A 15,925-nucleotide genomic window follows, 5' to 3' on the forward strand; every position below is an offset into this window, starting at 1 on the left:
CTCCCTTTTTGCCGGGTTCAGCCAGCCGTCTTGCTGCCGACGTTGACGCCCATCGACTGCAGATAGCGCTTCACGTTGCGCGCCGCCTGGCGGATGCGCTGCTCGTTCTCGACCATCGCGATGCGGACGAAACCCTCGCCATCCTCGCCATAGCCGACCCCTGGCGCCACCGCGACGCCCGCATGGGTGAGCAGCTGCTTGGAGAATTCCAGGCTGCCCAGATGCGCCAGCGCCGGCGGCAGCGGCGCCCAGCAGAACATCGACGCGCGCGACGGCGGGATATCCCAGCCGGCGCGGCCGAAGCTCTCCACCAGCACGTCGCGGCGCTTCCGGTAGAGTTCGCGATTCTTCTCGACGATGTCCTGCGGCCCGTTGATCGCCGCGACCGCCGCCGCCTGGATCGGGGTGAAGGCGCCATAGTCGAGATAGGACTTCACCCGGGTCAGCGCCGAGATCAGCTGCTTGTTGCCGACCGCGAAGCCCATCCGCCAGCCGGCCATGCTGTAGGTCTTCGACATGGAGGTGAACTCGACCGCGACGTCCTTGCCGCCGGGCACCTGCAGGATCGAAGGCGTCGGGTTGCCGTCATAATAGAGTTCCGAATAGGCCAGGTCGGAAAGCACCCACACCTTGTGCTCTTTTGCCCACGCCACCAGCCGCTCGTAGAAGGCGAGGTCGACCACCTCGGCGGTGGGGTTGGACGGATAGCCCACCACCAGCACCGACGGCTTGGGCACGGTGAACTTCACCGCGCGGTCGAGCGCTTCCCAATAGCGTTCGTCGGGCGTGGTCGGCACCGAACGGATCGTGGCGCCCGCGATGATGAAGCCGAAGGTGTGGATCGGATAGCTCGGATTGGGCGCCAGCACGACGTCGCCGGGCGCGGTGATCGCCTGGGCGAGGTTGGCGAGGCCCTCCTTCGAGCCGAGCGTCACCACCACCTCGCTGTCGGCATCGAGATCGACCCCGAAGCGGCGCTGGTAATAATTGGCCTGCGCCTTGCGCAGCCCCGGAATCCCCTTCGATGCCGAATAGCCGTGCGCGTCGGGCTTGCGGGCGACCTCGCACAGCTTCTCGATGACATGGTCGGGCGGCGGCAGGTCGGGATTGCCCATCCCCAGGTCGATGATGTCCTCGCCCCGCGCTCGCGCCGCTGCCCGCATCGCGTTGACTTCGGCGATGACATAGGGGGGCAGGCGCTTGATGCGGTAGAATTCCTCGGACATTTCCATTCCTTTGGGTTTCGGACTTGGCGACTTGGGCCTCATCGCCCATTGTCACCGAGGCGTCCTATACAGATTCTACGGCACGATTGCAGGCGCGTCGTGAAAAAAGCTTTGGTTGGAGCTCGATATGGCTGAGATCGGCGAAGAGTGGGGCGCGAACGGTCAGGGCGGCACGACGGAACTTCCCTCGCTGCAGGATGTCCAGCACTGGACGGGCGTGATCGGCCAGGCCCAGCAGATGATGTTGGAGCATATGGCCGAGGCGATGGCGCAGGCGCCGGCCGATCTGGCGCTGCCGCCGGTGCCGTCGCCGCTGTTCGCCGATCCCGACAAGCTCGCCGATCAGCAGAGCGACCTCATCAAGGCGAGCCTCGGCCTGTTCGCTGAACTTCTGGAGGGCAAGCCCGGCAGCGAGGCCGCCAGTGATCGGCGCTTCAAGGCGGAGCAATGGCGCGCCAGCCCGATCTTCGGGGTGATCGCCGATGCCTATCTGCTGCTGTGCGAGGCCTGGCTGAAGGGGATCGACGCGATCGAGGGGCTGGAGCCGCGCCAGCGCGAGCAGCTCAAATTCGCGGTCCGTGCGCTGCAGGACGCGATGGCGCCTTCCAATTTCGCGCTGACCAACCCGCTGGTGCTCGAACGCATCTTCGAGACGCGCGGTGAAAACCTGCTGCGCGGGCTGGAGCATCTGCTGGCCGATCTCGGCAAGGGGCAACTCACCCATGTCGATCGCGAGGCGTTCGAACTGGGGCGCAACATCGCCGCCACCCCCGGCAAGGTGATCCACGAAACCCCGCTCTATCAGCTGATCCATTACGCTCCCGTCACCGAAACGGTGATGGAGACGCCGCTGCTGATCTTCCCGCCATGGATCAACCGCTTCTACATCCTCGATCTCAATCCGAAGAACAGCTTCATCCGCTGGGCGGTCGAGCAGGGCCTCTCGGTGTTCGTGGTCTCGTGGAAGTCGGCCGACGAGAGCATGGCCGAGGTGACGATGGACGATTATGTCGTGCGCGGCCAGGTTGACGCGATCGATACGGTCCGCGATCTGCTCGGGGTCGATCGCGTCCACACCATCGGCTATTGCGTCGCGGGCACCGCGCTGTCGATGACCCTGGCCTGGCTCGCCGCGCGGGGTGAGGCCGGCAAGGTGGCGAGCGCGACCTTCTTCACCGCCCAGGTCGATTTCAGCGATGCCGGCGATCTCAACCTGTTCGTCGACGATGAGCAGCTCGGCCTGATCGACGCGCTCACCCAGGCCTCGGGCGTGCTCGACGGCCGCTATATGGCGGCGACCTTCAACCTGCTGCGCGGGCGCGACCTGATCTGGAACTATGTCGTCCAGAACTATCTGCTGGGTGAGGATTATCCGGCGTTCGACCTGCTCTACTGGAACGGCGACACCACCAACCTGCCGGCCAAATGGCACCGCGCCTATCTGCGCGACCTCTACCGCGACAACAAGCTGGTCGAGCCCGGCGCGCTGTCGGTCGACGGCGTGCCGATCGACCTGCGCCGGATCGATACGCCTGCCTATGTCCAGGCGGGGCGCGAGGACCATATCGCCCCATGCCGCAGCGTGTGGAAGCTTACCGAGCAACTGTCGGGCCCGGTCCGCTTCGTGCTGGCCGGCTCGGGCCATATCGCCGGCGTGGTCAATCCGCCGTCCGCCGGCAAATATCAATATTGGACCTCGGACCAGCCGGCCGACAGCCTCGAGGCGTTCGAGGCGGTGGCGAAGGAGACCAAGGGCAGCTGGTGGCCTGACTGGCGCGCCTGGGTCGGGGCGATGACCCCGGCCACCGTGCCCGTGAAGGGTGCGCGCATTCCCGGCAAGGGCAAGCTCCAGGCCATCGAGGATGCGCCCGGACGCTACGTTCGCACGCGCTAGACAGAAGCTCCTTGTCCCCCTTGTCGGGCGGATAGGGAATTCCACCTAAGTGGAACGCACTTGCAAAAAATATTCGGCGGGGGGAACGCCGCAGACGCGAAAACGTTCGGCGCGTGCGGGGTTCTGTAACAGTATTCTGCCAAAAATCGAATCCGTGATGGCGTCAATGTTGCGTTGCACAATGTGCTTTGCATTTGCTCAGTTTTCGGTTATTGTGCGTCGCAACATCAATGATGGAAACCGATTCGATGGCGGAGAAGGTACCGAACAAGGGTAAGTCGACGCCCGCGGCGAAGGCTGCGGCGAAGAAGCCCGTTCAGTCCAGGCCCGCGGCCGTCAAGGCGGTCGCCTCGAAGGTCGAGCAACCCAAGGCGGCGGTGACGGCGAAGCCGATCGCCGCGCCGAAGCCTGCACCGGTCACGCCCAAGGCGGAGCCGGTGGTGGCCAAGGCGGCGCCGAAGGTCGAACCGGCGGCGGCTCCCAAGGCTGTCGAACCGGTCGTGGCCCCCAAGCCCGTCGCGCCGAATCCCGAGCCGGTCGCCGTCAAGGCGGATCCCATCATCAAGGAAGAGTCGGCGAAGCCCGCCGCGCCCGTCCCATCGGCGGTGGCTTCCGCCGGTGAACCCATTTCGTCCCCGGCTGCCGTCAAGGCGGTGCCGGAGGCAAAGCCCGCACCGGCAGCGTTATCGCCGGAACCGAAGGGAGTGAGCGTCATGGCCACCACCGTTCCACTTAAGCCGAAGGCTGCTGCTGAAAAGGTCCAGAATATGATTGCTGAATTCAACGATCGCGCGAAGTCCGCTTTCGAAAAGAGCGTTAAGGCCAGCGAAGAGCTGACCGAGTTCACCAAGGGCAATATGGAAGCCTTTGCCACCTCGGCGAAGACCGCCGCCAAGGGGGCCGAGTCGATCGGCCAGGAAATCGCCGACTACAGCAAGAAGAGCTTCGAGACCGCCTCGGCGACCTTCAAGAGCTTCACCACGGTCAAGACCCCGACCGAGCTGTTCCAGATCCAGAGCGACTTCGCCAAGTCGTCGTTCGACAGCGCGATCGCCGAAGCGTCGAAGCTGAGCGAAGCCTGGCTGAAGATCGCCGGCGACGTGATCCAGCCGCTGTCGAGCCGCTATGCGCTCGCGGCCGAGAAGTTCAAGTCGAACGCGCTCTGATTTCGGCGCAGACGACGATCTGATCGATGGCCTGCCGCTCCCGAGAGGGGGCGGCCGGTCTGTTTTCGGGCCACGAGCCACGCAAGGATTCGCACCCCGCCTCTTGCCGAAGCGGCCTTCCGTGCCATATTCTCATCGTCCGTTCGTACCAGCGTGAGTCCCGTTCCGAAGATGAGCCAGCCAGCCGCCACGATTGCCCCGACCATGGCCACCCGCAAGGATGGCGATGAGAACGGCGCCGGCCTCGGGCTCGCCACCCGGACCCGGACCCGCACCAAGAAGCCGTCGCCCTACAAGGTGCTGATGCTCAACGACGATTATACCCCGATGGAGTTCGTCGTGCTCTGCCTGCAGCGCTTCTTCCGGATGAACATCGAGGATGCGACCCGGGTGATGCTCCACGTCCACCAGAAGGGCGTCGGGGTGTGCGGCGTGTTCAGCTATGAGGTCGCCGAGACCAAGGTGAGCCAGGTCGTCGATTTCGCCCGGCAGAACCAGCACCCGCTCCAGTGCACACTGGAAAAGGCGTAACCTTTTCAAACTGTTTTCTGTTTGAGTCCTCAGGCGCCGGGCCCCAGCCGATCTCCGGCGGCAGGTCACGGGCAGCGCGGCTGTGCTGAGCCCCGCGCTGGCGGGCCAAACAAAAGACAGCCATTGCGCGTTCGTCGCGAAGCGATAAACGCATAGCGATGGATCGCATCACAATCCGGGGCGGAAACCGCCTCAACGGCCGTCTGCCCATCTCGGGCGCCAAGAACGCAGCGCTGACGCTGCTGCCCTGTTCGCTGCTCAGTGCGGAGCCGCTGACGCTCACCAATCTGCCGCGCCTCGCCGATGTGGACAGCTTCGGCCATCTCCTCAACGAACTGGGCGTGTCCACCACCGTCCGGCGCGGCAAGGGCGATGTGATCGGCCGCGAGATGCGGATGTCGGCCAAGGCGATCGCGTCGACGGTGGCGCCCTATGACATCGTCCGCAAGATGCGCGCCTCTATCCTGGTGCTGGGCCCGTTGCTCGCCCGCGCGGGCGAGGCGACGGTGTCGCTGCCCGGCGGCTGCGCGATCGGCAACCGCCCGATCGATCTGCACCTGAAGGCGCTCGAGGCGCTCGGGGCGGAGATCGAGCTGGCCGCCGGCTATGTGAAGGCGACAGCGCCGTCGGGCGGGCTGCGCGGCGGGCGAATCAGCTTTCCCGTCGTGTCGGTCGGCGCGACCGAGAATGCGCTGATGGCTGCCGTGCTCGCCCAGGGCGAGACGGTGATGGAGAATGCCGCGCGCGAGCCGGAGATCGTCGATCTTGCCCGCTGCCTGGTTGCGATGGGCGCCGAGATCGAGGGGATCGGCAGCGACCGCCTGGTCATCCAGGGCAAGACCAGCCTGCACGGCGCCGAATATGAGGTGATGCCCGATCGGATCGAGGCGGGCAGCTATGCCTGCGCGGCGGCGATCACCGGGGGCGACGTGCTGCTGGCGGGCGCGCGGGGCGAGGATATGGAGGCGATCCTGTCCGGCCTGCGTGGCGCCGGGGTTCATGTCACGGAGGAAACCGGCGGCATCCGGGTCAAGGCCAATGGCGGGCTGGAACCGCTGACCCTTTCCACTGCCCCGTTCCCGGCTTTCCCCACCGACATGCAGGCGCAGTTCATGGCGATGCTGGCGCTCGCGAACGGCACCAGCGTGCTGACCGAGACGATCTTCGAGAACCGCTACATGCATGTGCCGGAGCTGACCCGGATGGGCGCCGAGATCCAGGTCCATGGCCGCACCGCCGTGGTCAAGGGCGTCGACGGGCTGATCGGCGCCGATGTGATGGCGACGGACCTGCGCGCCTCGATGAGCCTTGTGCTGGCCGGCCTGGCGGCGGAGGGGGAGACGCGGGTCCACCGCGTTTATCATCTCGATCGCGGCTATGAGCGGCTGGAAGAGAAGCTTTCGGCCGTCGGCGCGGATATCGAGCGCGAAAGCGACGGCTGATCGGCGCGCGCCGCCGGGCGGCGGCGCGATCGCAACCCGATGACGACATTGTCCGGCGGGCCGAGGGTCAGGCGACCTTCGGCACCGGCCGGATCATGGCCCGGTTCAGCGAACGCGCGGGCCGCCGAAGGGAAGCGGCGGCGGCGGGCGACGGTCGCGGCGGGGCAGCTGGGCCTGATAGGCGACCGAGCAATGCGACAGGCAATAGGGGAAGCCTGGGTTGATCGGCTCGCCGCAGAAATGGAAGTCGGGCTCGCCGGGATGGCCGAGCGGCCATTTGCAGACCCGGTCGTTGAGGTCGAGCAGGCTGGTCTTGTCGGCGATGTCGGCCGAGGGCTTGGCGGGGACCAGCCGGCGCGGCGGCGCCGGGGTGATCGGGGCGCTCTGCTCGCCCGGGGCCTGCCGCTGGAAGCCGCCCGGGCCGATCGAGCGGACGATCGGCTGTGGCGTCGGCGGTGCTGCCGCGGGGGCCGGAGCGGGCGGCTGGGCGGCCGGGGCCGGCGCGGGTGCCGGGCGCGGGGCCGGGGCCGCCACCCGCTCGGGGGCCGGCGCCGGGCTGGCGGGGGCCGGCGATCCGCCGGAGGCCGCTTCGCCGCCCTTCACGGGGGAGGGGCGCGCTTCAAGGCCCAGGCGGTGCGCCTTGCCGATCACGGCATTGCGGCTGACACCGCCAAGTTCGTCGGCGATCTGGCTCGCCGTCATCCCCTGTCCCCACAGGCGCTTGAGCTGATCGATCCGTTCTTCGGTCCAGGACATTCTTCCACCTCGTCTGCGCCCGCCGGTTCCATCCCCGGAGACTTGCGGGCGGGGCGGTGAGCCGATAGGCGAAATGCCCATGAGCGACCAGCCCCAAAAATCCATGATCCCCAATCCCGGTGAGCCGGTGATCCCGTTCATCAACTGGGGGGGAATGCGCGCCCTCTATGTGAAGGAGGTTAGGCGTTTCTTCAAGGTCCAGCTGCAGACAATATGGGCGCCGGCCTTCACGACCCTGCTTTACCTGCTGATCTTCATCGTCGCGCTGGGCGGGGAGGGGCGCCAGGTGATGGGGCATCCCTTCGCGAATTTCGTTGCGCCGGGCCTGATCGTGATGGGGATGATGAACGCCGCCTATGCCAATGCCAGCTTCTCGCTGCTGGTCGGCAAGATGCAGGGGACGATCATCGACTATCTCATGCCGCCGCTGTCGACCGGAGAGATGTTGGCGGCGCTGGTCGGCGCCTCGGTCACGCGTGCGCTGCTTGTCGGGGTGGCGCTGTGGATCGCGATGCTGTTCTGGCCCGGCGTTCATGTGATGCCGGTTCATATCGGCGCGGTGCTGTGGTTCGGGCTGATGGGGGCGATGCTGCTCAGCCTGGTCGGGGTACTCACCTCGATTTGGGCGGAGAAGTTCGATCACAATGCCGCGATCCAGAATTTCGTGGTGGGGCCGCTGTCGCTGCTGTCGGGAACCTTCTACTCGATCGATCGGCTGCACGGCGTCTTCCAGACGCTCAGCCACCTCAACCCCTTCTTCTACGTGATTTCCGGCTTTCGCTACGGTTTCCTGGGCATCTCGGACTCGCCGGTCCTGATCGGCGCCCTCGGCCTGCTGGCGGTCAACCTGATCCTGATCTGGGTCAATTATATCGCCCTCGATCGCGGCTGGAAGATCAAGAGCTGATCGCGCCGTCACGAAAAAAAAGGGCCGCCCGGCAGGGCAGCCCTCTTCGGTCGGCCTTCAGGCCTTATTTATAGTGGCGGCGGCCGCGCTTATCGACCCAGTATTTCCGGCCATAGCTGTCGCGATAATAGCGATGCTTCTTGTCGAGCGCGTTGACGATCGCGCCGCCGGCGCCACCGATCAGCGCACCTTCGCCGACCGAAAGGCCGGGGATCACAGCGCCGGCTACGGCACCACCGGCTGCGCCGATGCCTGCGCCGCGCAGGATGTGGCCCGTGCTCTGGGCGAGGGCCGGGGCGGCGCTACCGGCGACGGTCAGGGCGACGGCCGCCGCGATGAACTTGTTCGTACGCATGACTACAGTCCCTTCCTAAAAACTCTGGTCGAAGAACGTCATGTGGAACCCAAGGTTCCGGCGTTCATCTGACGTTGTTTTTTATAGGGGGGCCTGCCTGAACCGGCGCTGAAACGACCGTTCAGATTGGCCGGAGAATGGCGGTTAAGCCCAGCCTTCCAACACTTGGTCGCGCGGACGGTGCCCGTCGGCCCATTGCCGGATGTTCAGGATCACCCGTTCGCCGCTCGCCTCGCGGCCTTCGAACGTGGCCGATCCCATGTGCGGGAGCAGCACGACATTGTCGAGCGCCAGCAGGCGCGGATCGATCGCGGGTTCATGCGCGAAGACGTCGAGCCCGGCCCCGGCGATCTCGCCGCGCTCGAGTCGTCCGATCAGCGCTTCCTCGTCTATGATCGGGCCGCGCGCGGTGTTGATCAGATAGACATGCTGCCCCAGCAGGGAAAGTCGCCGCGCGTCTATCAGGTTTTCGGTCTCGGGCGTGTGCGGGCAGTGGATCGAGACGATGTCGCTGTCGGTCAGCAGCCGGTCGAGATCGGGCTCATAGCGCGCGCCCAGCTCCTGCTCGACGACCTCGGGCAGGCGGTGCCGGTTATGATAGGCGATGCTCAGGTCGAAGGCACGGGCGCGCTTGGCGACCGCCTGGCCGATCCGCCCCATGCCGATGATGCCGAGCTGCTTGCCCTCGATGCGGTGGCCCAGCATCGATCCGGGGCTCCAGCCGGTCCAGTTGCCCGATCGCACCAGCTTCTCGCCCTCAGCCAGCCGGCGCGGCACCGACAGGATCAGCGCCATCGTCATGTCGGCGGTGTCCTCGGTCAGCACGCCCGGCGTGTTGGTGACGATGATTCCCGCCGCGCGCGCCGCCTTCAGGTCGATATGGTCGACGCCATTGCCGAAATTGGCGATCAGCTTCAGCCGGCCCTTTCCCGCCTCGATCACGGCCGCATCGACATGATCGGTGATGGTGGGCACCAGCACGTCGCAGCGCGCCGCCGCCGCGGCCAGCGCCCTGGCGCTCAGCGGCAGGTCGTTCTCGCTCAGCTCGACGTCGAACAGTTCGCTCATCCGTGCCTCGATCTGCGCGGGCAGACGCCGCGTGACGATCAACTGGGGGCGGCGGGGGCGTTCGGGCTGTGCCATGGCCTGTCGCTAGTCCCGCACGGTTGCGGGTGCAAGCCTCTCGACCCTTGAACGCGGGAAGGGGGACTCTACTATGGGCGCGGGATCGAACAGGGGAATGATGTGAAGAAGCTGGGCTGGCTGTTGCTGGGGGCCATGGCGATCGCCGGCGCGGCGGAGGGGCAGGAGCGCAAGGTGCCCTATTGGGCCTCCATATCGACCGGCGACGCGCTGATGCGCACCGGGCCGGAACGCACCTATCCCGCCACCTGGCGCTATCGCCGACGCGACCTGCCGGTGCAGGTGCTGCAGGTCTATGGCAACTGGCGCCGCATCCGTGAGCAGGACGGAACCGAGGGCTGGATGCTCGCAACCCTGCTCAGCGCCCAGCGCACGGCGATCGTCACCGGTGACGGCCCGGCTGAAATGCATGTCGATCCCGGCAGTGGATCGGGCCTCGCCTGGCGCGCCGAACCCGGCGTGGTCGGCCGGATCAGCAAGTGCGAGAGCGGCTGGTGCCTGTTCGATGTCGGCGGGAAGAAGGGCTATATCCCGATGGAGCGGATCTGGGGCGTCGACCCCGGCGAAACCGTCGAATGAACCGGGGGCCGGTGCTGGAGACGCCAAGGCTGATCCTGCGGCCCCATCGGCTCGAGGACTATGAGGATTGCTGCTTCCTCACCACCGATCCCGAGGCGGTGAGGATGATCTTCCAGAAGCCGATGACGCGGGAGGAGACCTGGCACAGGATGCTGCGCTTCGTCGGCCATTGGACGCTGCTCGGCTACGGGCTGCTGCTGGTCGAGGAGAAGGCGACCGGCCGGGTGGTGGGGGAGGTCGGCCTCGCCGATTTCCATCGCGGGCTGGGCGACGATTTCGATCCCTTTCCGGAAATGGCGTGGATGCTGACGCAAGACGTCCACGGCCGCGGCTATGCGACGGAAGCGGCGGGCGCGGCGCTGCGCTGGATGGAGACCGCCTTCGCGCCGGAACGGACCGTCTGCATCATCGATCCCGACAACATGGCCTCGCTCCGCGTGGCCGAGAAGCTGGGTTTTCATTCCTTCGGCAAGGCCGATTACAAGGGCAAGCCGGTCCTCAAGCTGCGGCGCTTCATGTCGGCATAGTTCGGGCGTTCCGTCGTGGTCTTCACGGGCAATAGGCTTTTCCCGCCGCATCCGAGCGGATCACCAGCCGGCGCTTGCCCCAATAATTGGTGTCGAGCGCAAGGCGCAGCGGCGACGGCGCTTTCCAGAAGCGCTCCTCGTCGGGGGTCAGGCAGGTCCCCCAGCCGTCCCTCGCCAGCACGTCGCGAAGGGGCAGCATCGCGCTCTGGTCGGTCGGGTGCCACAGCGTGACATGGTCGAAGCGGGCGGGCGCGCCGATCAGGTCGACCGCCGCGCGCACCGGGCCGACGCCCATGATGCGGACATCCTCCCGGAAGCAGCGCACGCCGCGCCCGTCGTCGAGGCAGTTGCCGAAGCCTGCTGCGACGGCGGTGGCGAGGTTGCCGGAAAGCGGCAGGCCCTCGAAGACGGCGGTGGGGGCGAGCGCGGGCTCGGCCGCCTGATCGGCGATGCGGTCGCCGCAGGCGGCGAGGAGAAGTGTGAAGGTCAGGACGTGTGCGGTTCGGCCCATGGCACCTTCATGCGTGGGACGAGGACATGGAGCAAGCGCAACCCTATCTCCCCTCCCTTGAAGGGAGGGGTGATTAGGGAAAGGAAGGGGGAAGAACGGCCAGCGCGCCGCCACCTTCGGTTCCCCCACCTGCCATCCCCCACCCAGCGCCCGGAACAGGTCCACCTGCGCATTGGCCACCCGCGCATCGCTCTCCGCCAGGTCGGCGTCGGCGCTGGCCGAGGTGCGTTCGGCGTCGAGCACGATCAGGAAGTCCACCCGGCCCTCGCGGAGCTGGGCGCGGCTGATGTTGGCGGCGGTCTCCGCCTGGGTCGCGGCCTCGCGCAGCGCTTGCCGCCGGTCGAGCTCATGGGCGTAGACCGACAGCGCGGTCTCGGTCTCCTCCAGCGCGCGCAGCACCGTGCCGTCGAAGCCGGCGAGCGCGGCGCGGGCCGAGGCCCGGGCCTGCGCCACCTTGGCGCGGCCGGCCTCCTGGTTGGGGAAGTTCCAGCTGAGCAGCGGCCCGAGCAGCCAGCGCAACGGGCCGCCACCGAACATGTCGCCGAGTGACGGGCCGGTCGAGCCGATCGAGCCGCCGAGGGTGATGCGCGGATAGAGATCGGCGGTGGCGACGCCGATCCGCGCGGTCTCGGCCGACAGGCGCTGTTCGGCCTCGCGGACGTCCGGGCGGCGGGCGAGCAGGCCGCGCCCGTCGCCGACCGGGATTGGCCGGTCGAGCCGCAGGGTGGTGCGCCGCGCGCCGATCTCGGGCGGCAGATCGGCCGGGGTGCGGCCGGCCAGCGTGGCGAGACGGAACAACGCGGCGTCGCGCTGGGCGCGCAGCGGCGAGAGGGTGGCGCGCTGCTGCTCGCGCAGCGCCGAGGCGCGCGAGACGTCGAGCTTGGAGGTGCGGCCCGCCTCGAAGCGCTTGCCCGTCAGGTCCACCGTCCGGTCGAGCAGCGCCAGCGTGCGCTCCGCCACAGCCAGCCGCTCGGCGGCCGAAGCGGCGTCGGCATAGGCGCGCGCGGTCTCGGCGGCGATCGCGACCTTGACCGCGTCACGCGCGGCTTCAGCGGCGGCCGCATCGCCGCGCGCCGCCTTGATCGACTGGCCGACCCGGCCGAACAGGTCGACCTCATAGCCGACCGTCAAGCCGGCATCGTAGGACCAGTCCTCGCGCTTGGCGCCGGGCGCGCGCTGGGTCTCGGGCGCACGACCATAGGTCGCGCCCGCGCCGATCGTCGTGCTGGGCAGCCGATCGGAGCGCGCCTCGCGCAGCAGCGCGCGGGCTCGATCGAGATTGGCGACCGCGACACGCAGGTCGGTGTTGGCGGCGAAGGCATCGGCGACGAGGCGATCGAGCACCGGATCCTGGTAGAGCCGCCACCAGTCGGCCTGCGGTTCGGCCACCGTCACCGGCGCGGCGGCGGAGCCGATGAAGGCCTGGTTCGCGCTCGGCGGGATCACCGGGGCCAGTTCCTTGGGATTGGCGGCGGCGACGGTCAGCAGGCTGGTGGCGGCCAGCAATAGCGTGCGGATCATGGTTCTTTCCTCCCTCATTCAGCGGGGACGAGTGCGGTGCCCGCGGCGCCGCCTTTGCCGAACCGCTTCGCGAAGCGCTCCGAAAGGCTGCGGGTGGCGACGTAGAAGGTGGGCGTGAAGACCAGCCCGAAGAAGGTGACGCCGAGCATGCCCGAGAAGACCGCCGTGCCCAGAGCCTGGCGCAGCTCGGCGCCGGGTCCGCTCGCGATCACCAGCGGCACAACGCCCAGGATGAAGGCGAAGCTGGTCATCAGGATCGGCCGCAGCCGAGCCTGTGCGGCGCGGACCACCGCGTCGACCGGCGACAGCCCTTCCTCCTCGGCCTGCTTGGCGAACTCGACGATCAGGATCGCGTTCTTGGCGGCCAGGCCGATCAGCACCACCAGGCCGATCTGCGTCAGGATATTGTTGTCCATCCCGCGCAGGTTCACGCCCGCCATCGCGGCCAGCAGCGTCATCGGCACGATCAGGATGATCGCCAGCGGCAGCATCAGGCTCTCGAACTGCGCCGCCAGCACCAGGAAGACAAACAGCACCGCCGCGGCGAACACGATCATCGCGGCATTGCCGGCCAGCTTCTGCTGATAGGCGATCTCGGTCCATTCGCTGCTGATCCCGGCGGGCAGCTTCGCGGCCAGCCTGTCCATCGCGGCCACCGCCTGCCCGCTGCTGCGGCCGTGTGCCGCCTCGCCCTCGATCTCGATCGCTGGGTAGAGGTTGTAGCGCTGGACGCGATAGGCGCCCGTGCGGTTCTCGACCGTCGCGACCGCGCCGAGCGGTACCATCGCGCCCGAGTTCGACCGGGTCTTGAGCTGGCCGATGTCGGACACATCATCGCGGAACGGCAGGTCCGCCTGCGCGGTGACGCGATAGGTGCGGCCGAGCAGGTTGAAGTCGTTGACATAGGCCGATCCCAGATAGACCTGCATCGCCTCGAACACCCGGCTCGGCGGCACGCCCAGCATATCGGCCTTCGCGCGGTCGATATCGGCATAGGCGCGGGGCACGCCATATTCGAACAGCGAATAGGCCATGCCGATGTTCGGATCCTTGCTGGCCTCGCCGATCATCCCCCAGGCGATCTGGTTGAGCTTCTGCAGCCCCTGGCCCGACCGGTCCTGAAGCACCAGCTTGAAGCCGCCACCGGTGCCGATGCCGCGGATCAGCGGCGGCTTCAGCACGAAGATGCGGCCCTGGTCGAAGCCGTGGGCGATCTTCTGCGCCTCGGCGAGGATCGCGGCCTCGGTCTGGCCCTTTTTCGCGCGCTCCTCGAAGCTGTCGAAGACGAGGAAGGCGGCCGCCGCGTTGGAGGCGGTGGTGCCGCTGGGCCCGTGATAGCCCGCCAGCATCACCGATCCCTTGACGCCGGGGATGGTCAGCATCTTCTTCGCCACCGCCTGCATCGTCGCGTCGGTCTGGGCCAGCGAGGTGCCGGGCGGGGTGAAAATCGCGGTGAGCAGATAGCCCTGGTCCTGCGCGGGGACGAAGCCGGTGGGCGTCGCGCCGAAGATCGCGGCGGTCAGCGCCAGCAGCCCGGCATAGGAGAACAGCACCCGCTTCGGCCGCGCCAGCAGCTTGCGCGTGCTGGTCGCGTAGAAGGCGCTCAGCCGATCGAAGCCGGCGTTGAAGCGCCGCGCGCCGATCGCCGCCATCCGCCGCCAGCCATTGGCCGGCAGATGCTCGTCCTTGGGCTTGAGCAGCCGGGCGGCGAGCGCAGGCGACAGGGTGAGCGACAGCACCAGCGAGATGATCGTCGCCGCCGAGATGGTGACGGCGAACTGGCGATAGAATTCGCCGGTCAGCCCGGTCAGGAACATCGTCGGCACGAACACCGCGCACAGCACCAGCACGATCGCGACCAGCGCGGTCGATACCTCGTCCATAGATCGGAAGCTGGCCTGCATCGGTGACAGGCCATGCTCCAGGTTACGCTCGACATTCTCGACCACGACGATCGCGTCGTCGACGACGATGCCGATGGCGAGGACCAGCCCGAACAGCGACAGGTTGTTGAGGGAATAGCCGAAGCCCGCCAGCACCGCGAAGGTGCCGATCAGTGAGACCGGGATCGCGATCACCGGGATCACCGCCGCGCGCCAGCTCTGCAGGAAGACCAGGATCACCAGCACCACCAGCACCACCGCCTCGAGCAGGGTGTGCTGCACCGCCTTGACCGACTCGCGGACGAACTCGGTGGGGTTGTAGATCACCTTGTAATCCAGCCCGCGCGGGAATTTGGCGGACATCGCTTTCAATTCCGCCTGCACCGCGTCGGCGGTGGCGAGCGCGTTGGAGCCCGGCCGCTGGAAGATCGCGATGCCGAGGGACGGCTGGCCGCTCAGATAGGTGTTGATGCCATAATCCTCGGCGCCCAGCTCGACCCGCGCGACGTCCTTCAGCCGGGTCAGGTGGCCCTGATCGTCGGCCTTGATGACGATATCGGCGAACTGCTGCGGGGTGGTCAGCCGCCCCTGGGTCTCGACGTTGAACTGGAAGGCGCTGCCGGTCGATTGCGGCGGCTGGCCGATGCCGCCGGCCGCGACCTGGACATTCTGGGCACGCAGCGCGGAAACGATCTCGCCCGCCGTCATGTTGCGCGCGGCGGCCAGGCCGGGATCGATCCAGATCCGCATCGCATAGTCGCGCGAACCGAACAGCCGCACCTCGCCGACGCCGTCGATCCGGGCCAGCCGGTCCTTCATCTGGGTCAGCGCATAATTGGAGATATAGCCGCGATCGAGCACATTGCCGGGCGACACCAGATTGGCGACCAGGATGAAGTCGGGGGAGGTCTTGCGGGTGACGACGCCTTGGCGGCGCACCTCCTCGGGCAGGCGCGGCTCGGCCAGCGCGACCCGGTTCTGCACCAGCACCTGTGCCTCGTCCAGGTCGGTGCCCAGCTTGAAGGTGACGGTGATCGTCAGCCGCCCGTCGCTGGTCGCCTGGCTCGACATGTAAAGCATGTCGTCGACCCCGTTGATCTCCTGCTCCAGCGGGGAAGCGACGGTGTCGGCGATCGTCTCGCCCGATGCGCCGGGATAGACCGCGTTCACCGTCACGGTCGGCGGCACCACCTCGGGATATTGCGCGACGGGCAGGCCGAAATAGGCCAGCGCGCCGACGATGGTTATCACCACCGCGATCACCGCGGCGAAGATCGGCCGGCGAATGAAGACATGGCTGAGGCGCATGGGCGTTGTCCCTGTTGAGCGATTTTCGAGGCGGATGGACCCATCCGCCGGCTCGGAAATCGCGGTAAAATCATGGCCGGCGCGAACGGGGCCCATCGCCCTCCCGCTATGGCAAGGGCGTCAGGCCGCCCACGCGGGCGGAAGTTCTCGATTCTCAAACCCTCGCCCTGCGGAGG

The 15,925-nt window shown here is 67.4% G+C and carries 12 protein-coding genes and 1 pseudogene; 7 read left to right on the forward strand and 6 right to left on the reverse strand.

Going from position 1 to position 15,925, the window contains the following annotated elements; translation table 11 throughout:
- Window positions 1-17: 17 nt before the first annotated feature.
- Window positions 18-1,226: an LL-diaminopimelate aminotransferase gene (locus CMV14_RS10460; RefSeq protein ID WP_066965064.1), complete on the reverse strand. Its 1,209-nt coding sequence runs from the start codon at window positions 1,224-1,226 to the stop codon at window positions 18-20.
- A 127-nt stretch (window positions 1,227-1,353) separates the two neighbouring features.
- Here CMV14_RS10460 and CMV14_RS10465 point away from each other — a divergent pair, with 127 nt between their 5' ends.
- From CMV14_RS10465 to murA, 4 genes are all read left to right on the forward strand, one after another.
- Window positions 1,354-3,120, forward strand: a complete 1,767-nt coding sequence (locus tag CMV14_RS10465; protein WP_066965067.1) for a PHA/PHB synthase family protein — start codon at window positions 1,354-1,356, stop codon at window positions 3,118-3,120.
- 377 nt (window positions 3,121-3,497) lie between these two features.
- Window positions 3,498-4,286 carry a phasin family protein gene (locus tag CMV14_RS10470; protein WP_238147254.1) on the forward strand — a complete coding sequence of 263 codons (789 nt, stop codon included), beginning with the start codon at window positions 3,498-3,500 and terminating at the stop codon, window positions 4,284-4,286.
- 171 nt (window positions 4,287-4,457) lie between these two features.
- Window positions 4,458-4,817 carry an ATP-dependent Clp protease adapter ClpS gene (gene clpS, locus CMV14_RS10475; RefSeq protein WP_083215921.1) on the forward strand — a complete coding sequence of 120 codons (360 nt, stop codon included), beginning with the start codon at window positions 4,458-4,460 and terminating at the stop codon, window positions 4,815-4,817.
- Window positions 4,818-4,975: 158 nt separating this feature from the next.
- Entirely contained in the window at window positions 4,976-6,259 is a 1,284-nt protein-coding gene (gene murA, locus CMV14_RS10480) for a UDP-N-acetylglucosamine 1-carboxyvinyltransferase (protein ID WP_066964997.1), read from the forward strand.
- 105 nt (window positions 6,260-6,364) lie between these two features.
- On the opposite strand, the gene CMV14_RS10485 is transcribed toward murA, so the two are convergent.
- A complete protein-coding gene (locus CMV14_RS10485) occupies window positions 6,365-7,015 on the reverse strand; it encodes a GcrA family cell cycle regulator (protein ID WP_066965000.1) in 651 nt (216 codons plus the stop codon).
- A 79-nt stretch (window positions 7,016-7,094) separates the two neighbouring features.
- On the opposite strand from CMV14_RS10485, the gene CMV14_RS10490 reads away from it, so the two are divergent.
- Entirely contained in the window at window positions 7,095-7,922 is an 828-nt protein-coding gene (locus CMV14_RS10490; protein WP_066965003.1) for an ABC transporter permease, read from the forward strand.
- Between the two features lie 64 nt (window positions 7,923-7,986).
- Here CMV14_RS10490 and CMV14_RS10495 read toward each other — a convergent pair whose 3' ends face one another.
- Together CMV14_RS10495 and CMV14_RS10500 are read right to left on the reverse strand one after the other, a co-directional pair.
- Window positions 7,987-8,277, reverse strand: coding sequence for a hypothetical protein (locus tag CMV14_RS10495; RefSeq protein ID WP_066965006.1), 291 nt, complete (start codon window positions 8,275-8,277; stop codon window positions 7,987-7,989).
- A 144-nt stretch (window positions 8,278-8,421) separates the two neighbouring features.
- A complete protein-coding gene (locus CMV14_RS10500) occupies window positions 8,422-9,420 on the reverse strand; it encodes a 2-hydroxyacid dehydrogenase (protein WP_066965009.1) in 999 nt (332 codons plus the stop codon).
- A 135-nt stretch (window positions 9,421-9,555) separates the two neighbouring features.
- Here CMV14_RS10500 and CMV14_RS10505 point away from each other — a divergent pair, with 135 nt between their 5' ends.
- A complete protein-coding gene (locus CMV14_RS10505; protein WP_066965076.1) occupies window positions 9,556-9,999 on the forward strand; it encodes an SH3 domain-containing protein in 444 nt (147 codons plus the stop codon).
- The gene (locus CMV14_RS10510) at window positions 9,996-10,526 is read left to right on the forward strand and encodes a GNAT family N-acetyltransferase (protein WP_066965012.1); all 531 of its coding nucleotides are present in this window, start codon (window positions 9,996-9,998) and stop codon (window positions 10,524-10,526) included. The genes CMV14_RS10505 and CMV14_RS10510 overlap by 4 nt, the downstream gene beginning before the upstream one ends.
- A 637-nt stretch (window positions 10,527-11,163) precedes the next feature.
- Here CMV14_RS10510 and CMV14_RS10515 read toward each other — a convergent pair.
- Together CMV14_RS10515 and CMV14_RS10520 are read right to left on the reverse strand one after the other, a co-directional pair.
- A pseudogene (locus tag CMV14_RS10515) lies at window positions 11,164-12,558 on the reverse strand (efflux transporter outer membrane subunit); the annotation flags it as partial.
- A gap of 14 nt (window positions 12,559-12,572) precedes the next feature.
- A complete protein-coding gene (locus tag CMV14_RS10520) occupies window positions 12,573-15,749 on the reverse strand; it encodes an efflux RND transporter permease subunit (protein ID WP_066965022.1) in 3,177 nt (1,058 codons plus the stop codon).
- Between the last annotated feature and the right edge of the window lie 176 nt (window positions 15,750-15,925).

This window comes from Rhizorhabdus dicambivorans, from assembly GCF_002355275.1.
Lineage (GTDB): Bacteria > Pseudomonadota > Alphaproteobacteria > Sphingomonadales > Sphingomonadaceae > Rhizorhabdus > Rhizorhabdus dicambivorans.